The sequence below is a fragment of the Magnetococcales bacterium genome, assembly GCA_015231925.1.
Taxonomy (GTDB): Bacteria; Pseudomonadota; Magnetococcia; order Magnetococcales; family JADGAQ01; genus JADGAQ01.
The window spans coordinates 1-18,136 of record JADGAQ010000028.1; the positions used below are offsets into that span (position 1 = coordinate 1).

11 protein-coding genes are annotated in these 18,136 nt (G+C 61.0%); 4 read left to right on the forward strand and 7 right to left on the reverse strand.

Going from position 1 to position 18,136, the window contains the following annotated elements; genetic code table 11:
* Positions 1-42: 42 nt before the first annotated feature.
* From HQL56_05230 to HQL56_05255, 6 genes are read right to left on the reverse strand one after another with little or no spacing between them, the layout of a single operon-like run.
* On the reverse strand, positions 43-1,509 hold the full coding sequence (locus HQL56_05230; protein ID MBF0308912.1) for an O-antigen ligase family protein: 1,467 nt from the start codon (positions 1,507-1,509) through the stop codon (positions 43-45).
* Positions 1,496-2,167 (reverse strand): hypothetical protein, encoded by a 672-nt coding sequence (locus HQL56_05235; protein ID MBF0308913.1) that lies wholly within the window; start codon positions 2,165-2,167, stop codon positions 1,496-1,498. Before HQL56_05235 ends, HQL56_05230 begins: the two co-directional genes overlap by 14 nt.
* On the reverse strand, positions 2,164-2,913 hold the full coding sequence (locus HQL56_05240; GenBank protein MBF0308914.1) for a capsular biosynthesis protein: 750 nt from the start codon (positions 2,911-2,913) through the stop codon (positions 2,164-2,166). Before HQL56_05240 ends, HQL56_05235 begins: the two co-directional genes overlap by 4 nt.
* Positions 2,914-2,934: 21 nt before the next feature.
* Positions 2,935-5,481: a hypothetical protein gene (locus HQL56_05245; GenBank protein ID MBF0308915.1), complete on the reverse strand. Its 2,547-nt coding sequence runs from the start codon at positions 5,479-5,481 to the stop codon at positions 2,935-2,937.
* Positions 5,482-5,496: 15 nt separating this feature from the next.
* Positions 5,497-6,072: a polysaccharide export protein gene (locus HQL56_05250; protein MBF0308916.1), complete on the reverse strand. Its 576-nt coding sequence runs from the start codon at positions 6,070-6,072 to the stop codon at positions 5,497-5,499.
* Positions 6,073-6,127: 55 nt separating this feature from the next.
* On the reverse strand, positions 6,128-7,294 hold the full coding sequence (locus HQL56_05255; GenBank protein ID MBF0308917.1) for an outer membrane beta-barrel protein: 1,167 nt from the start codon (positions 7,292-7,294) through the stop codon (positions 6,128-6,130).
* Between the two features lie 469 nt (positions 7,295-7,763).
* Between HQL56_05255 and HQL56_05260 the strand changes: the two genes are divergently transcribed.
* The 4 genes from HQL56_05260 (at position 7,764) to HQL56_05275 (ending at position 17,864) form a co-directional block, all read left to right on the forward strand.
* Entirely contained in the window at positions 7,764-10,175 is a 2,412-nt protein-coding gene (locus HQL56_05260; protein MBF0308918.1) for a FecR domain-containing protein, read from the forward strand.
* Between the two features lie 118 nt (positions 10,176-10,293).
* Positions 10,294-14,619, forward strand: coding sequence for a CHAT domain-containing protein (locus HQL56_05265; GenBank protein ID MBF0308919.1), 4,326 nt, complete (start codon positions 10,294-10,296; stop codon positions 14,617-14,619).
* Positions 14,620-14,695: 76 nt separating this feature from the next.
* The gene (locus tag HQL56_05270) at positions 14,696-15,655 is read left to right on the forward strand and encodes a hypothetical protein (protein MBF0308920.1); all 960 of its coding nucleotides are present in this window, start codon (positions 14,696-14,698) and stop codon (positions 15,653-15,655) included.
* Positions 15,656-15,794: 139 nt separating this feature from the next.
* Positions 15,795-17,864, forward strand: coding sequence for an adenylate/guanylate cyclase domain-containing protein (locus tag HQL56_05275; protein ID MBF0308921.1), 2,070 nt, complete (start codon positions 15,795-15,797; stop codon positions 17,862-17,864).
* Positions 17,865-17,866: 2 nt separating this feature from the next.
* Here the strand turns inward: HQL56_05275 and HQL56_05280 are convergent, their stop codons facing one another.
* Positions 17,867-18,082 (reverse strand): hypothetical protein, encoded by a 216-nt coding sequence (locus tag HQL56_05280; protein MBF0308922.1) that lies wholly within the window; start codon positions 18,080-18,082, stop codon positions 17,867-17,869.
* Positions 18,083-18,136 lie beyond the last annotated feature (54 nt).

Below are 18,136 nucleotides of genomic sequence, written 5' to 3' on the forward strand. Positions count from 1 at the left end.
GGGTATACGGGGGGGGATTATCCCCCCCGGACCCCCGATGACTTATACCAGCGGCTTGCCCTTGCGTCGGCTTTGATGCGGCAATTGGCCGGCCTGCAACCCCATGGCCAACAGCACCACGAAGTAAAAGGCGTTCGAGGGAATCTGCAGGTTGAAGTCGTACAATCCGTGCAGGGCCAGCGAGAGGGTGCCACTCAGACTGGCGAAGAGCAATCCCCTCGCCAGAGGATCCCGTCGCTTTAAATAACTGCGCAGCATGATCCACCAGCAAATGCCCGTGGCCAGAGCCAGCAGGCTGAACCCCACCACACCGAAATCGGCCAGCATCTCCAGATAGTCGTTGTGGGTATGGTCGTAGAAACGGTGGATCTTCTCCGGTCGGTATAGCGGGAAGGTGTACTGAAAGGTGCCCCCTCCGGAGCCGAACATCGGATAATTGGCGATTTTGCCGAGAGTTGCTTCGAAGACCGCCGTTCGGGATTTGTCCTCGAGTTCGGTGTTGATCAATCGCCCCGTCAGGTTTCCCAAGCCAAGCCAGATGCCGGCCAGGATGGAGATGGCCAGGATAGGCGCCATCAGGCGCTTTTCCCGGGTGGAACTGTAGGAGCGAAAGAAGGTCAGACCCGAAATCAGAAACAGCGAAAAGAGCAGTGCTGCCGCACCTCCTCGGGAATTGGTCAGAAACAGGCCGATGAACATGGTGACCACCAGAATGAAGACGATTCCCGTCTGACTGAAGAGGAACTTCAGGTCGTATTGAATCATCTCCTTCCAGCTGGATTCCCGTGAACGGGAGGGCAGACGGGCAATCAACAGCCCGAATCCGAGGGGAATGGTCATTTCGAGAAATCCGGCGAAATGGTTCCGGTTGACGAAGGTGCCGGCGGCGGAACCCTGACTGGACCATTTTGGCAACCACCAGATCATTTCGATTCCGGAAAGCACCATGGCCAGTCCGTAAAAAGCCTCGGCAACGCCCGTCAGCAACATGATCCAGGCCAGCCAGGTCAGGCGTTGCCGGGTTCTGGCCAGCACCAGTACCAGCCATCCTCCCGTCAGATAGGCCGTCGTTTTCAACCACATGGCCATTGTTGCCTGGGTGTCGAGAGAGATGGGCAGGGAGCGGCTTTCCTGTCCGGCGTAAAGGAACATATCCAGACTGGCCGGAGAGAGCAGGCGCAAAAACTGGATATTCAGCGGAATGACCTGAAATAGAGGGATCAGGCTGAAGCCAAGGAAGAGAATAAACGGGAAAGGATGGTTGCGCAGCAGCGGATTGGCAACCATGGGCCGCTGCAGGTGGGAGATCGCCCAGACAGCCAGCAGCAGAAAAGTCCAGGTGGCCATGATGCCCCAGGCCCAGTGACGATTGCTGCCCAGCGGCAGGGGCAACCAGATCATCAACAGCAGGAATCCGCCGAACAGTAAACGGAAAGAAGGGGAATCGTCCTCGTCAGGGGGAAACGATGCCACAACCTTCACTGGGGCTTCCGGCTCACGGTTGTCCACGCATTTTCTCCAGGATGGTTCGGGCCTCGGGAGTCAACAAGGGTTCCAGTTCTCCGATCAGGCCCTTCTCCATGGCCAGTTGGATGACCCGTTTGGCATCGACGTTCAAGGCTTTCACCGCATTGCTGATGAGGCGTTCCCGTAAGGTGGAGGAGGCATAAGGCCACACCACGAAGCCCAGGGAAACGGCGCGCATCTGAATGGTTGGGCTCCAGGGATCCAGGGTGATGGCCCGTTCCAGATCTTTCAGTGCCTCCGGCAACTGCTCCGGATCCAGGCGCAGACGCACACCGGCCAGATTGATCCAGGTGGTGGCCCAGGAGGGTCGCAGCGAGGCGGCTCGTTCGTAGTAGCGCAAGGCTTCCTGCAGCAGGGCCTTTTCCCCTTCGGAGTGGCGCACCTCCTCGTTGGCCAGTTGATAGGTGCCTTGAGCCAGTTCCAGGAGGTAGTCCACCTGATTGGGGTTGAGTTCATGGGCCTTGGCCATCAGGTCACGGGTCTCTTTGAGACGGAATTGGGGGATGGCCTTTTTGGTGCTTTTTTCTTTGGCCCATTGCCAGGGCAGGGAATAAAAATCGGCCAGGGTCCACAGGGCGGACCAGACGGCGAGGGTCAGGGAAAAGGCGAGAAGCAGGGCAAAACGCAGGGAGAAGGTCATCCTCGGCCTCCCAGCATTCGGGCGGGGGTGGTGGTCACCATGGCGGTGGCCTGGGGCCAACCCACCCAGCGAGCCGCCGCGGCAAGACCGGGGGAGAGGAGCGGGGGACGCTCTTCGGGGTCGTGGGCGTCCGTGGCCAAAACATGGACCCAGCCGCGCTGCAACAGCTTCTCCCCAATCTGCCGGGCCAGGGCGCCAAAACGACCGATGAGGGCGTCCGCCGTGACCTGGACCAGGCAACCGGCGTCCAGGAAGGGGGCCAGTATGTCGAGGCGTTGCTGAATGGCCAGGTTGCGCTCGGGGTGGGTCAGGACAGGCACCAAACCTTGTTTCAACAGCCATTGCACCGCCTGGAGGGAGCCGGCGGGTACCGAGTCATGGGGGAATTCGAGCAGAAAATAGCTTTTTTCCCCGTGAGAACCCAGGATGGGCAACTCCCCCCGCCGGACCAGATCCATCATCTCCGGCCCGAGTCGGATATCGGCAGCCACGCTCAGTTCGAGGGCAATATTTTCGCGCCGCAGGATGTCGCGCAGGGAAGAAGCGGCCTTTTGCACGGTTTCGCCGGAGTGGACGTAGATGCCCGGGGTGAAATGGGGCGTGGCCACGATGTGACCGATACCGTCGGCAACCGCCATTCGCGCCATGTGCAGTGTTTCGTCCAGGGTGGCGGCGCCATCGTCCAAACCTGGCAGTAGATGACAATGGATGTCGATCCAGGTTTGGCCGTTGCGATCGATCAGCATCGGACACGTCCCGCAGTGGCGTCAGCTCTCCTCGGATTCACCGTAGTACCCGTGACTGCTGTATTGACCGTATCCATAGCCGTACCCGTATCCGTAGCCGTACCGATATCCACTATAATAGACCAGACGCTTCATATCCACGCTGTTGAAGACGGTGCCGACAAGGTTGATGCGGGCGTGCTGCAGACGTTTCAGGGCGCCCATGACCGTATCGCGGTTGGTACTGGCCGCCTTGACGACAAAGACCACGGCATCGGCCTGTTCCCCCAGAATCTGTGCGTCGGTGACCAGCAGGGTGGGCGGGGCGTCGATGATGATGCGGTCGAAGTGGTTGCGCAGCAGGGCGAGCATGGAGCGCCAGCGTTGCGAGGCCAGGATTTCGCTGGGGAATGGCGGGGTCGGCCCGCTGAGCAGAACGGAGACTCCCTGGGGGGAGAGGATGATCTCCCGGCTGAGGATGGTAAAAATATCCTGGCGGCGATCGTGACGTTGGCGGCGTTCCCATCCGGAGCGGCGATCGAGTCCGGAACGGCGTTCGATCCCCTTGTAGCCGGCGACGCGGGCTGCAGTGACCCGGCGTTCCGTTTGGGTGCGCCGCACGGCCAGGGTGCGCCGCTCCACCCCGGAGCGGTTCTCCTTGCTGAGGGTTTCCGAGAGAAATCCGGTGATGCCGCGAGGCGCGGTGACATTGAAGACCTTCTTCAGACGAGGCCGGCGCAGATCGGCCTCCAGCAGCATGACCCGATCACCGGACTGGGAAAAGGCGGTGGCCAGATTGATGGCCACGGTGGTTTTGCCCTCTTCCGGAATCGACGAGGTGACCATGATGATCTGGTGGGGATGGTCCAGATTCGAGAAGAGCAGGCCGGTTCGCAGACTTCGAATCGCTTCGGCATAATTTGATTTCGGATTCTTGGAGAGCATCTCCTCCGGCGTGATCGATTGGGAACGCTGGGCTTTCAATGCCGGAAGCGTGGCGAAGAGGGGGATGCTGGTCAGATGTTCCAGCTCCTGGGGAGCTTTGATGCTCTGATCGACGGCTTCCAGAATGAAGATGACCACCAGACTCAGGACGAAGGCGACACCCGTGGCCTGCAGTACGGCCTGGCCCCGACGGGGCTCGAAGCTGGACATGGGCGGCGTGGCCATGTCCACCACGCGGGCGTTGGCGGACTGCATGCCTTCCGTGGCGTCGGTCTCCTTGAAGCGTTTCAGAAAGAGATCGTACAACTGGCGATTGGCGGCGACCTCGCGTTCCAGGCGGCTCATCTCGATCGATTTTTGCTGCATGCGCTGGGCTTCACCCTTTTGGGCACTCATCTGACCCGCCAGGCTGGAGGCCATGGCCGAGGCCACATCCGCTTCGTGGCGCATCGATTCCACCAAACGGGAGGCTTCCGCGGCAATTTTGCGCTGGGTCTCTTCCTGTTCTTTCTGGGTCCGGATCAGCAGCGGATGTTTGGGTCCGTAGCGTTCCTCCAGTTCGGTGAGGCGTTTTTCGATCTGCACCAGTTGCCGTTTCATTTCGAGCAAAAGGCCGCTGTCCGGCAAAGGCAGATTGACCAGTTTCGCCGGCTCGGTATTCTGCACCAGGGCGCGCAGGCGCTCGTAGTTGGTACGGATTTCGATGGCTTTGGCCCGGCTCTTCACCACCTCCAGATTGAGCATATGGTCCGAATCGGTTCCCTGGGTACGGGTGTTGTCTCCGACCAGGCCGTTGACCTCACGAAAAATTTGGAGTTCCTTCTCGGAGGTATCCAACTGCTTTCTGAGCCCGTCCAACCGCTCCATCAACCAGGATGCCGCATGTTGGGTCATCTGGAGTTTGGCTTCCAGTTGCTGGTCGATGTAGGTTTTGGCCAGGGAGTTGGCGGTTTCGGCGGCCCGTTCCGGGCTTTCGGAAACCACGGTGACCCGCACCAGATGGCTGCGGTTGATGGACTCCACCGAAATCCGGCTGCCGAGTACGGCGACCAGATAATTCATCAGCTTCGGATCGATCTGTTGGGTGGAGGCGCCCTCCGGAGGAGCGGTCGGTCTCGCATCTTCCTGTATCGGCAGCAGGTCGAGCCATTTGGCGGGCATCCAGTTGGAGAGGGTCCAGCCCCTTTTTTTGCTTTGGGCGGCGGGGTCGTATTCCGGAGCCTGATGGAGTTTCTGCCGGCGAACGACCTCCTCCAGCAGATTGCGACTGCGCAGCAGTTCGAGCTGGGTTTGCAGGTAGGCCGGATCCTGATCGGTGGAGTAGAGGTCGCCCAGGGAGATCAGTTTGGGTTGTTGCTGTTCGATCAGCAGGATGGCCGAGGCGCGATAGAGGGGAACCAGGGACCAGACGTGCAGGGAGGTGGGGATCAGGACGAAGAGGAGGATGCTCAACACCTGCCACTTGCGTTTCAGGAAGGTGAGCCAGTAGTGTCGCAGGGGCAGGCCGGAGACGACCTCGTCATCCAGGACGGTCGGGGGTCTCCCTGGGGAGGCAAACGCCGGCGCCGGCGGTGCCGCCGGGGTGATGAGCCCCGTCTTCTTGGCTCCGTCCGTCCAAAAAGAGGGGGAGGGATTTTCGGACATGGGCCTTGATCCTTCTTACCAGAAGCCTTCCGGGACAGTGATGATGTCGTCCGGAAAGACCGGATCATCGAGGTGAATGGGGATCTCCTTGTTTCGGCTGCTCTGGCCACGGATCACGGTAATGCGCTCGCGATCCGCCCGGTCCGAGAATCCCCCGGCAAGAGTGATGGCCTTGCGCACGGTCAACCCCGGACGGAAGGGATATCCTCCGGAGGTGGATACTTCACCGTTGACGTAGACCATGCGATACGAGGTGATGGAGACATTGACCACCGGATTGCGCAGAAAACCGTCCTGGAAGCGACGGGTCAAATCCTTTTCGAGTTCTTTCCCGGTGAGGCCTTCGACGGTGATCTCCCCCAGGAAGGAGTAGGAAATTTTGCCGCTGGGGGCAATGGTCGTTTCCAGACTGAGATCGGGCTCTTCGGCTACGGTGATTTGGATCTTGTCGCCGGGCCCCAACCGATAGGTGGAGGGCAGGTCGAGGTCACCTGCCGCCCGGGCGAGCGGAACGACCCAGCCGAGAAGAACCACGGCGATGAGGGTGATGTGCCTTCGAAAGGTTACGGAAAGGAAAACGGGATATCTCATACCTTTTCCGCAAGAATGGCTGATCGGGTGGCGAGCGGCCTCGTCGGGGACCGTCTCACATCCCTCCTTTGAAGGTAACCATGACCGCATTGTCGTCGTAGTTGCTGCCGGGCCTGTTCGACTCCTGAACGGTATGGCTCAAATCCACGCCCATGGTCCACCAGCGAGGGAATTGGTAGTTTACCCCAATTCCGGCTTTCCACAAATTGTTTTCCAACGAGGAGGCGTAGGCATTGTTGGTATAGGAAAGCTTGGCGGTTTGTGTCAAGAATGAACGCACCTGATGTTCCAGGGAGAGACTGGCGCCCGTGGTGACGAAATAGAGATCCGTTTCGCCGCCTTCCTGAAAGTCGCGGTTCAGGTTCAGTCCGACGGAGGTGTGACGCAACGGTTTCCAGACGACATTTCCGTCCCAGGTGGTGGAGGAGGTGTCGCTCTGGGGTTTGTCGGGCAGGCTTTTGGCTTTCATGCCCACGCGCACTTCGCCGGTGGTCTGGGCGGTGGCGCGCCAGGTGAGGCCTGCCCCAAGGCCTGTTTCGAGGCTGTCCCGCTTCAGGGTGGCGTCGTCGTAGTGGATCGATTTGCGGCTGAGTTCGGTCAGCAGGGACGTTTTGGGCGAGATGGCGTACATGACGGAAAAGGCCACCTTGTCCCAGTAGTGACCGACGTTCTCCTTGTCGTTGATATCCCGGGAGGTCGACAAGAGGGTCTTGAAGCGGTTGAGAGTGTATTCCCCCTTGGTTTCAACCGAATAGTGGCGCCACTTCTTTGGTGGCGCTTTGATGTCGCCGAATCCGGTATCGGGCGCACCCCGGGTATCGTGATTCCAGTCGGAGGCTCCTTCGATGGCGAATTTCATCTTGTTGGGTTGTTCGTAGCTGGCATTGACGCGCAGTCCCTGGTCCGCGAAATCCTCGGAGGTCCAGGATTCATGACGGGTCACGTCGGCCTGGTACCCGGCGGAGAAGGTGAGTTTTCTCCAGTGGGTGGTTATCTGCAGCACGGGTTTGAATGATAAAATCTTATCCGCAATCCGGTTGTCCGATGTCTTTAGTATGTTGTCACTGTAGGAAGAGGACATATTGAAGCTTGGGTTGATGCGAAAAATCCCGATCGAGATGCCCTTGGCCTTTTCATCCCGAGCGCGCAGATCCCCTGTGAAGCTCCACAACAGAGCTCCCAGCAGCAACAGGTAGAGTGCGGGCTGGCACTTTCTACGCATGGGATTGGCGGCAACAGGGAAACATGGTAATGCCTTCTTCCTTTTTAATAACGACATCCGGAAGACATTTTCCGGAGTGATCGTTTTTGTCCGAATGTATTGCTTGTTTCGAATGGCCTCATTCTGTTCGAAAAAAGTGGATGTGAGTCAAGGGATCGGCCCAGCAGAAGGAATGCAAACTTTGTGCCTCCTTGGAAATTGGGTGCATTGGACGGCGAAATGGCCAGGTGTCCTGCGGACAGGGCCCCTTCTGTCGTCCCGACGGCGCGATCAACCCGGCGACCCTCCCCTTTCATCTTCCGGCAGAGTGGATCATTTTGCCGGTTCGATCGGCAACGGAGGGGCCGGAGTAACCCTGGGTGAAAAAAGGATTCGGCTTTCCCCGAGGGTTACTCTATCATGGAACGAAACCTTGCGATGCGTAACTGAGAACGACCGGTGTGACATCTCGGTATAAGGAGTGGCGACGATGAAAGAGCAGAGAAGAATGCTCCTGGCAGCGATCTTCGTACTGGCAACCGGTGGTCCGCCGCTGACCGCAATGGCGGAGGAAGAGCCCTATGTCGGTCGGGTGGTCCATGTGCGCAACGAGGTCAAGGGCTACCGCCCCGGTGAAACCCCGAAACCCCTGGCGGTGAATGATCGCATTCTTCCCGGCCAGATCGTGGAAACGGGACCCGGTGCCAAATTGGTCATGCGATTGCGGGATGGCTCCACCTATACCTTCGGCTCGGATGCCAAGGCGGTGGTGAACCATTTCGCGTTCAATCCCGTCGAGAGCCGCACCGAACAGAACACCCGCATCGAGCAGGGCGCTTTTCGCTATATCTCCGGCTTCGGGGTGAAGGATTCCCAGATCAATATCGGCACCCCCACGGCGACCATGGGGGTGCGCGGTACCGTGGCGGAAGGCATCGTCGTTCCGGGAATACCCCTCTTCATCAGCCTTCCCAAGGGTGAGGGTGAGTTGCGCAACGCCAAAGGGAGCATTCCCCTGAAGGCCGGGCAGTTTCTGGCCACCGGGAGCAAAAACGCCCCTCTGGTCAATCCCGCCGGCATGCCGGTGGCCATCGGTGCGCAGGGTATTCGCCATCTGAAGAGTGAATTGGGGGAGAAACTGCCCGAAATGGTGTTGCTCACAGCGGAACAGTTGGCGGAGGATGCTCGCATCAGCCGTCTTCCCAGCCGCAAACAGCTCGGGGCCGAGGTGTCGGATGCCAAACCTGTCGCCGTTCCCGCAGCGACGCCGTCCAAATCGCCCGCCCCGCCATCTGCCCCGAACCCCGTCGTGCCAAACGACGATCCGGTTTCCGAACCGGACCGGGGCCGGCAGTCCCGCGACTGGGGCTCGTGGTTGAAGGGGATGATCGCCGGGCTGAATCTGATCGGAGAGGCGCAGGCCGTGACCGATGATGTGGCGCAACGGGCCCTGTCGGTTCTGGTGGCGGCTCAGGGGTCCCTCGAACAGGGCGCCCCCCTGGCCGGGGATTTCGGCGCCCAGGCTGTGGGAGGGGTGGCTTCGGCTTCGGCGGATGTGAGCAGGCATACCGGTAGCATGACCACGGCCAACCAGTTCAACGTGCAAAACAGCACTCAGCAGGTGGTGGATGCCATCGTGCGGGTGGCTCCGACTTCCCAGGAGGTGGTTCAGGTGGTGGCAGCCGCCGTTAGCGCCAACACTGCAATGACCAATATCATCGTCGGCAGTGCTGTTTCCGTACCCGGCAAAACCGATAACGCCGTTTCAGCGGCCACTATCGTGGCGGCGGTTTCCCAGGTCTCTCCGGCAGCGGCTTCGTCGGCGGTCAGTCAGGCCATCTCTTCCTTGCCGACTGCCAGTCGGCAGGAGGCCCTCAGCCTCGTTCCGGCGGCGGCGGCTTCCCAGGCGCCTGCCCAGGCGGCGGCGATTGCTCAGGCAGCGGCGCCCCTGGCGACTTCTTCTTCGCAAGCGGCGGCTCTGGCTTCAACGATCGCCAAAGCCTCGCCGACGACAGCGGCGGCCGTTGCCGTGGCGGTATCGGCGGTCAAACCCGACTCGGCGGCGGCGGTGACTTTATCCGTGGCCACGGCCTCTCCGGGGCAGGCACAGCAGATTATCACGGCCATGGCCGCCGCCAATCCGGGCCAGCTGGTTCCCATGGCGGCCGCCTTGGGCGGGGCCAATCTGATCACTCCCTCCGCTTTGGCCAGCAGCCTCTCCGGCGGAACCCCGGCTCAGATGGCCCAGGTGGCCGCCGCCATCGCTACGGCCAATCCCACTCAGGCGGGAGCCATCGCCCAGGCGGTCAGCCAGGCGAATCCCCTTGCTGCGGCCCAGGTGGCCGCTTCGGTCGCTATGGCGGTTCCTTCCCAGGCCACCCAGATCGCCACCAGCGTCGCCCAAACCAACCCCGCCGCCGCCGCCATGATCTCCAAATCGGTCTCCGAAGCCTCGGGTCTCTCCCTCGGGGCGGTTGTCGCCCAGGTCGCCCCCTCGGTCAATCAGTCCGTCGCCGCGCTGACCCAGCAGGCCGGGCAGTCGGATGTGACCGGCCTGATGCAAAACGTCGTCAATTCAAACGGCCAGTTGACCGCCATCAACGCCCAGGGGCAAATCGATCAGACCTCCTCCCAGGCGGCGCAGCAAAGTATCGACAGCAGCCAGGTCAACTTGAACAATGCCTTGCAATCCGCTCAGTCCGCCGTGATCCAGGGGGATTTGGCCACACCGATCACCCAACAACAGCAACAGCAGCAACAGCAGCAACAGCAGCAACAGGAACAGCAACAGCAGGAACAGCAACAGCAGCAGGAACAGCAACAACAGCTTGAGCAGCAGCAACAGCAACAGCAGCAGGAGCAGGAGCAAAATACCAACGAAAACCAGGCCAGCCCCAGTTGAAACAGGGGGCCTCCGGGTAGTCCAAATGGATCATGGGGCAGGAAATTGTTGCCGCGGGGAAGGGTTGTGGCGACAATTGATCACCTGACTTCGGGCTCTTCAGATGGGTGAGGATGTCATGATGGCTTCAGAGAAGAAACAGCAACGGCCAGGGCCGACGAAGGTGTCCCGACAGCTTGGAGGTATCTCCCTGCTGGCTCTGGCGCTGATCTTTCAGCCGTGTGCCATCTCCCGGGCTGCGGATGCCGATCCCTACAACGCGGCACTGGAGAAGAAAGCGGCTGTTCTGGAACCCCAGGCCCAGTCCGGTGATCCCTCTGCCCAGGTCAAACTGGGGGATCTCTTTTTGGGAGGACGCTCCCCGGAGGATGACGCCAAAGCCATCAAGTGGTACCGCCTGGCGGCGGATCAGGGCTCTGCCGAGGCCCAGGCCAAGCTGGGCGTGATCTATTTCATGGGACAAGGTGTGGAGAAGGACTACAAGGAAGCCCTCTCCTGGTTCGGCAAGGCGGCCCAGCAGGGCCATGCCGGGGCGCGCTATCACCTCGGGCTCATGCACGCCGAGGGTTTTGGCGTGCCGCGCAATCCCGAAGAGGCCCGTAAATGGTTCGAGATGGTGGGCGGGGGTGACGCTGCCGCTGCCATGTCCCAATCCAAAGTGCTGCCCGCCAAGGCTCCCGATCAACCCGGTGCAGCTCCTGCGCCGCCTCCGGCGAACTCTGCCGCAACGCCCGCCGCTACGGCGCAATCTCCGGCAGCCCCGGTATCTCCCGCCGTGCCGGCTGGTGGGCAGGGCCCCCTGGCCGAGGCCGCCGCCCTTTTCCGGTCCGGACAGGTCGATCCGGCGCGGGAGGTGTTGAAGAAGGCCACCGAACAGGCCGTGGTGAAGGGGGATCGGGCCGCGCTGCCCGCTTTGGACCAGGCGTTGACCGATATGGCCGGTGCCTTGCCGCCCGGTTTGGAAAAGGTGATGGCCGCCTTGCAGAGCAAGAACCGCATGCTGGATGACGAGGAGATCGACTCCCTCTCCAAGGTGCGCACCGCTCTGGACAAAGCCCGGCAGGCCGCCGAGGGCAACGATTGGGAACAGGTGAGCCGACAGGCTGCCACCGCCGTGCGGGAGGGTGGTCGCGTCCTGAGCGGTCGCCATCCGGCGCAAATGGAGGCCACACGCCTGCAGGGCATGGCCTTCTTCCGCCTGGGACGCCTCGACGAGGCTGTGGCAGCCCTGGAAAAGAGCCGCGAAGTGGGGGCCGCGCTTCTGGGAGCGGGTCACCCCGAGACCCTCTCCTCCGGAAACCTCCTGGCGGAGGTCTGGGAAAGCCGTCTCGATTTCGACAAGGCCACCGCTTTGCGCCTGGCCTTGCAGAAAGAGTCCACCAGCCAATTGGGGGCCGGCCATCTGATGACCCTGGAGTTGGCCCGGAGTTTGGCCACCCTTTACAGCAACCGCAACCACTACGATCCGGCCTTCAAGCTGCTCTCCGAGACCTGTGCCCAGATGGATCGCAGCCTGGGAGCGTGGCATCCTCAGAGTTTGTTGTGCGGCCTGGATCGGGCGCGGGTCGATCTGCAGCGTGGCGGTGGTCAGGCTGTGGCGGAATACCGGGCGGTGGTCAGCCGCATGGAACGGCGCTATGGCCCCTCGGAAGGGGATCTGGTCGAAGCCCGGCTGGGTCTTGCGGACGCTTTGCGCCGCGCCGGAGAGTTGCAGCCGGCCAGGGAGACGGCCACGTCGGTGTTGAAGGCCCTGGAGCAGGATCCCCATGCGGAGCCTGATCTGCGCTTCCGTGCCATGGACCAGTTGGCGGGCATCGAGGAAGCCCTTGGCCATCTGCCGGAGGCTGAAAAACTGGCGGGTGAGGTTCTGGCCTTCGAAAAGGATGCCTTGGGAGCCACCCATCCCAACGTGGTCTCCTCCATGACCAATCTGGCGGGCATCAAAAAGAAGCGCGGTTACTCCCGGGATGCGGAGACCCTGTTCAATCAGGCGCTGGTCCAGGCCCGCAAGGGGTTGGGAGAGAAACACCAGATCACCATCACCATCCTCAACAATCTGGGTCTGATGCTGGAGGAAGAGGGGCTTTACGACCAGGCGGAACCGCTGTTCCGCCAGGCGGTGCAAAACGCCAAGGCTCTGTTGGGTAACGAACACCCGACCACTCTGGCGGCTTCGAACAGTCTGGCGCTGTTGCACGAGAGTCAGGGTGACTTCGAAAAGGCCACCGCCATCCTGGCAGAATTGGTGCAGATTTCCACCAAAAAGAATGGGGAATCTCATCCGGATACGTTGAGCTTTCTGGACAATCTGGCTTACATGAGTCTGCTGCAGGGTGACGCGGCCCAGGCCGGAAACCACTTTGCCAAGGTCTACCAGGGCTTCGAGAAGGTTTACGGCCTGAAGCACACCTCCACACTGACGGCCCTGAACAACCTCGGGCGAGTGGCCCGGATGCAGGGGCAGAGCGGCGAGGCGGAACAGCGGCTCACCCAGGCATTGAACGGGCGGCGTGAACTGCTTGGCGACAAACATCGGGATGTCATTCGCTCCATGCACGATCTGGGGGCGCTCTGGGTCGATGTCAAACGCTTCGATCAGGCTCGTGACCTCCTGAACAAAGCCCTGGAGACCAGTGACCGGGCTTTGGGGCAACAACATCCCTACACTTTCGAGATTCGCAACACCCTGGCCCGGCTGGAACGGGAAGCCGGTCGCCCCGGTGAGGCTCTGAAGCTCTCAAAAGAGACCTTCCAGCGGCGTACCCGATTTCTGGATCGCATGATGTGGGTGGCGGGTGAAAATGCCCGAGAGGGGTATGTGCGTCTGCACACTCCGGAGTTGCATGCCCATCTGGGTTTGTTGCGCGGTCTGAATAGTGAGCAGGCCGGCAAGGAACTGTTGGAGGTCAGCCTGCAGCGCAAGGGACTGCTCTTCCGCATCGCTTCGGAAGTGCAACAGGTGGCGACCTTCTCCGGCGATGCGAAGATGGCCGCGTTGGGCAAGGCGTTGCAGACGGCTCGCAACAATCTGGCCTCTCTGACCCTCACCGGCCCCACGGCAGAAGATCCGGCCGGATTCAACAAAAAGTTGAAAGAGCTTGAGGAAGAGGTGGAACGGGTCGAGGGCGAGCTGGGTCGGCAGAGTCTGCGGTTTCAGCAGGCCACCCGCCGGGCCACCCTGGACGAGGTGGCCCGGAAACTGCCATCGGGCAGCGCCCTGATCGATTTCGTGGCGGTGGAGCTGGAAGGCAAACCGGCCCTGATGGCCGGCGTCATGACGCGCGACGGAGACAAAACGGGCTACTCGTTCACCGTTTATCCGGATCTCGATGCCATTCGAGGCATGATCAAGGATTTTCGGGAGATCATCCAGGAAGAGGGCGTCGATGAGGACGACATCTTCGACAAGGGGATGAAACTCTACAGAGTCCTCTGGAAACCGCTTCTGGCACAGGTGAACGGGCGCAAGAGCCTCTTCGTGGTGCCGGACGACATGCTGCATATCCTGCCCTTTGCGGCTCTGGTGGATGAGTCGGACCGCTATCTGATCACCTCACACGACATCCGCATCCTGGGCTCGTCCCGGGATCTGCTGCCGACGCCGGCCCGCCGGGAGAAGGGGCTCTCCTTCCTGACCATGGCGGGGCCCGATTACGACAGCGATGAGATGGTGGACAAGGCCCAGGTGGCCACCCTTCAGGGCCGACGCTCCTCCGCCGTGGGGCAGGGCATGCGGGCCATGTCCCGGGGCATGCGGGGCCTCAAGTTCGATCCCCTGCCGGGAGCCGAACAGGAGGGGCGGCTGATCGCCGGGTTCGCCTCCGAGCAGAAGAGCGCCACCGGTCAGCTCTTCACCCGGAAACAGGCCCAGGAGGCGACGCTGAAAGAGCTGAAACAGCCTCCGGGCGTCCTGCATGTGGCCACCCACGGCTTTTTCCTGAAGTCGGACGACAGCCTCAAGAAGCGCCTGCTGAAACTGCAGCGCGGGGCCGATTTGACCCAGGTTCCGCCTCCCGGGGACAACCCCATGTTGCGTTCGGGGCTGGCTTTTGCCGGGGTCAACGCCAACGCGCCCTATCTGGGGGAGATCGAGACCTTCAACGATGGTGTGCTGACCGCTTTGGAGGTTCTGGGGCTGAACCTGAACGGAACCAATCTGGCGGTCCTGTCGGCCTGCGAAACGGGCTTGGGGGAGATTCATGAAGGGGAGGGGGTCTACGGCTTGCGCCGGGCCTTCCAGGAAGCGGGGGTGCGCAACGTGATCTCCTCGCTGTGGGAGGTGAGCGATGCGGGTACCCAGGCGTTGATGACCGGTCTGTACAAGCACCTTCTGGCCGGGAAAGAGGTTCATGAGGCCCTGCGCCTGGCCCAGTTGGACATGATGAAGAACCCCCGCTGGGGCTATCCGTATGTCTGGTCGGCCTTCATGCTGGTGGGCCGGTGATTTTCGAACGTTCGGACAGGCCTGTCGACCGCGTCGCCAGGTCTTGACAGTTGAATTCACTCCAAGGGAGGTCGGTATGAGGCATCTTCTGTTGTTGGCATGGATGTTCCTGGGAAGCTGGCTGGGAGGGCTTGTACCGGCGGTGGCTGCCGAAGCGGAACCGGACCGGCCCCCGGTGGCCATGCTCATGCAGTTGAGCGGCGACGTGCAGTTCAGCAAAGATGGGGACAAGTGGAAGCCCCTGGACCGCAACAAGTTCGTCTACCCGGGTAATCAGGTGAAGACCGGCGCCAACGGCTCCTTGAAGGTTCTCCTGCAGGCGAACAACACCCTTCAGGAGATGGGCGCCAACGCCCATATTCAGATCGAGGAGGCGGCGGTGAAGGTGATGGCGGGTTCCCTGTCGGCTCCGGCGGCGGCCTCGGGTGATCTGATGGCCGGATTCAGCAACCGCTTCGCCCAGGCCCAGCGGTACACCACCTTGCGTCGCAGCGCCAAGCAGGAGGGTGAGGTCAAACTGAAGGTGGCGCGCAGTGTGGCCCTGTCCAAGGAATTTCCGGAACTGGCCTGGGAAAACGTGGGGGAGGAGTTCTCCTATCAGTTGATTCTGGACGGCAAGACCTTGCCCGTGCCCTCCACCAAGGATCCGGTGGTGCGGGTGCGCATCGACAATGCCTCGCCGGGGGAACACGAGTTCGACGTCAAGGTCATGAAGGGATCCGAAGTGGTCTTCGAGGCCAAGCGGGGCGGCTCCCTGGTTTGGATGAGCAACGAAGAGATGGAAGCGGTCAAATCCGGTTTGAGCCGGATCAAGCAGGTGGCCGGGGAGGATGACCTGATGGTGGCGGGCTACCTTGAAGAGCGGGGCCTGGCCGTGGCCGCCATGGATCACTATCAGGCCCATTTCCGGAAGCATCCGCAGGATAACGACATGCGTCCCTTGCTGATCCAGGCCTACAACACCCTCAAGCTGGAAAACATGAAACGGGAAGAGGCGCAGCGCTACAACAAGATGCTGGTGGAAAAGCAGGATTGATCGAAAGAGCCACCCTTTTCCCGCAAGCGGGGGAGGGGCTGGTTTCCGCAGATGGGAGTGTGTATCATGGCGGTTCAGTCACCTGGACCGCCATGATTGTTTCAGGACAGCCACGCCAACTTGAAGAAGCGGGAAACGAATGTCGACGAATTTCCTCAAGCGATTCGACCTGTTCTTGACGATCCTGTTTTTTGCTTTGGCCATTCCTGCGGAAAAAGGGGAACTGTTTTCGATGTTGGAGGAGCAGACCCTCTCCTTCCGGCAGTTGCTGCGGCAGCGGTACGGCGATCCCGAAGTGATGAATTTCGTGGACGACGTGATTCTGGTCAATACGGATGAAGCCTTTTTCAAATCCTACGGCAGTTATCCTTTCCGGCGGGTCGACATTGCCCGCATTGCCGAAAATCTGCGCACCCTGGGGGCGCATGTGGTGGCCCTCGACATCCTGATGGATTTTCCCAGCTCCTACGGGGAAGATGCTCCGACCGCCGAGATTCTGAAGCGGGCGGGCAACATCCTGGTGGTCTCCCAGGGTGAATTTCGCAACGGCAAATTCCAGAAAATCAATTACCCCACGCCGACGATCCGGGAGGTGACCCGCTCCGGGTACACCAACATCTCCTCCTTCAGCCAGGTCTGGACCACCTTATCCCGTCTGCGGGTCTTTCCGGAGATGGTTTCCGAAGCGGACGGGTTGCCCTTCTCGGTGCAGGCCCTGGCCATGCACTGGCTGACACAGCCCAAACTCCAGGATCGCAAACTGATCTTCGACGGTCGCTTCACGGTGCCTCTGGACCAGTTCAACTCCTTCTACATCGATTTTCCCGCACTGCCCGGCGGGGCCCGGTTCCTGAGTCAGGTCAAGGGGCTTTCGGCCCACGAGTTTCTCCACCTGGAGGATCTGGACAAAGAGGAGAGGGCGGAACTGAGCTATTGGGTCAAGGACAAGATCGTCATCGTCGGGGATACCTCCGAGGTTTCCCATGACTGGTTCGATACCCCCGTGGGCATGGTCTACGGGGTGGAGATCATCGCCGATACCATCCATACCCTGATGCGGGGGGCTCCCCTGCGCCCGGCCAGCGACCAAGTGGAGCTGGCCAGCGCCCTGATGGTCATGCTGCTGCTGATGCTCACCACCGGGGTGGGCCATCCGTTGTTGCGAACCGGACTGGTCCTGCTGCTCTTCGGGGTCTATATGGCGGCGGTGACCTGGTTCTACGTTCGGGGCGGCATGGTCGTCTCCGTCAGCTATGTCACCATTGCCGGATTCCTGAGCTTCATGAGCATCAATCTGCGCTTCTTCCTTCAGGAGCGGGGACAGAAGACCCTGATCAAGGATGCTTTCGGTCAGTATCTGTCGCCCAAGGTCGTGGAAATCCTGGTCAAGGATCCGACCCGCCTGCGACTGGGAGGGGAGCAGCGGGAGATGACGGCGCTCTTTTCCGACGTGGCGGGTTTTTCCACCATATCTGAAAAATTGACTCCCCAGGAGCTGGTGCATCTGCTGAACGAGTACCTCACGGCCATGTGCGACATCATCGCCCGCTACGAGGGCACGGTGGACAAGTTCGAGGGGGATGCCATCATCGCCTTCTGGGGAGCGCCTCTGGAGCAGCCGGATCATGCCGTGCGCGCCTGCCTGGCCTGCATCGACATGCAAAAGTATCTGCGGGAGCAGCGCACCCGGTGGAAAGAGGCGGGCACCCCCGAACTCAGTACCCGCATCGGCCTCAATTCGGGGCTCATGGTGGTGGGCAATATGGGTTCCAAACAGCGCATGGACTACACCATCATGGGCGATGCGGTCAATCTCGCCGCTCGTTTGGAAGGAGCCAACAAGTTTTACGGCTCGGATGTGATGATTTCCGACGCCACCTACCGGCTGGCCCAGGAGCAGGTGGAGGTTCGGGAGCTGGATACCATTCGGGTGGTGGGCAAAAAGGAGCCGGTGACGGTCTACCAGCTTCTGGACCGCAAAGGCGAACTGACGGGGGAGCGGCTGGAGTTGATCACCGGTTATCGCCAGGCCGTCGGGTTGTACAAGGAGCGCCGTTTCCAGGAGGCCATGGAGCGCATGGACCAGTTATTGACCCGCTTCGGGGAGGACGGCCCCACCCGCACCTACCTCAATCGCTGTCGGGACTATGTGCAGAACCCTCCTCCCGAAGAGTGGGATGGTGTGTTCCAGTTGACCTCCAAGGGATGAGTTCACTCCTCGAAGGTGAGTTGCTCCGCCTCGGTGGAAAGGACTTCCAGCCCGTAGAGGGTGGTCAGACTTTCACCGGGATCGAAGCCGTACATCTGGTGCAACTCCCACCGCAGGCTGACGGCCTGTTCCGGGGTGAGGCGGATGCCCATGGCCTGGCGTCCACCGGCTTCGAAAGCGGTTTTGAGGTGTTTGATGCGATCGAGCAGGTCGGCCATGAGCAGGAATTCCTTGGAAAGGGTTTTTCAGGGATTGTGGGGGAGGTGGCAACT

What these genes read in the sequence shown, in the direction of transcription:
- HQL56_05280 (MBF0308922.1), bottom strand. Translation starts at nt 18,082, where the DNA reads ATGGCCGACCTGCTCGATCGCATCAAACACCTCAAAACCGCTTTCGAA.
- HQL56_05240 (MBF0308914.1), bottom strand. Translation starts at nt 2,913, where the DNA reads ATGCTGATCGATCGCAACGGCCAAACCTGGATCGACATCCATTGTCAT.
- HQL56_05250 (MBF0308916.1), bottom strand. Translation starts at nt 6,072, where the DNA reads ATGAGATATCCCGTTTTCCTTTCCGTAACCTTTCGAAGGCACATCACC.
- HQL56_05260 (MBF0308918.1), top strand. Translation starts at nt 7,764, where the DNA reads ATGAAAGAGCAGAGAAGAATGCTCCTGGCAGCGATCTTCGTACTGGCA.
- HQL56_05245 (MBF0308915.1), bottom strand. Translation starts at nt 5,481, where the DNA reads ATGTCCGAAAATCCCTCCCCCTCTTTTTGGACGGACGGAGCCAAGAAG.
- HQL56_05235 (MBF0308913.1), bottom strand. Translation starts at nt 2,167, where the DNA reads ATGACCTTCTCCCTGCGTTTTGCCCTGCTTCTCGCCTTTTCCCTGACC.
- HQL56_05255 (MBF0308917.1), bottom strand. Translation starts at nt 7,294, where the DNA reads ATGCGTAGAAAGTGCCAGCCCGCACTCTACCTGTTGCTGCTGGGAGCT.
- HQL56_05275 (MBF0308921.1), top strand. Translation starts at nt 15,795, where the DNA reads ATGTCGACGAATTTCCTCAAGCGATTCGACCTGTTCTTGACGATCCTG.
- HQL56_05265 (MBF0308919.1), top strand. Translation starts at nt 10,294, where the DNA reads ATGATGGCTTCAGAGAAGAAACAGCAACGGCCAGGGCCGACGAAGGTG.
- HQL56_05270 (MBF0308920.1), top strand. Translation starts at nt 14,696, where the DNA reads ATGAGGCATCTTCTGTTGTTGGCATGGATGTTCCTGGGAAGCTGGCTG.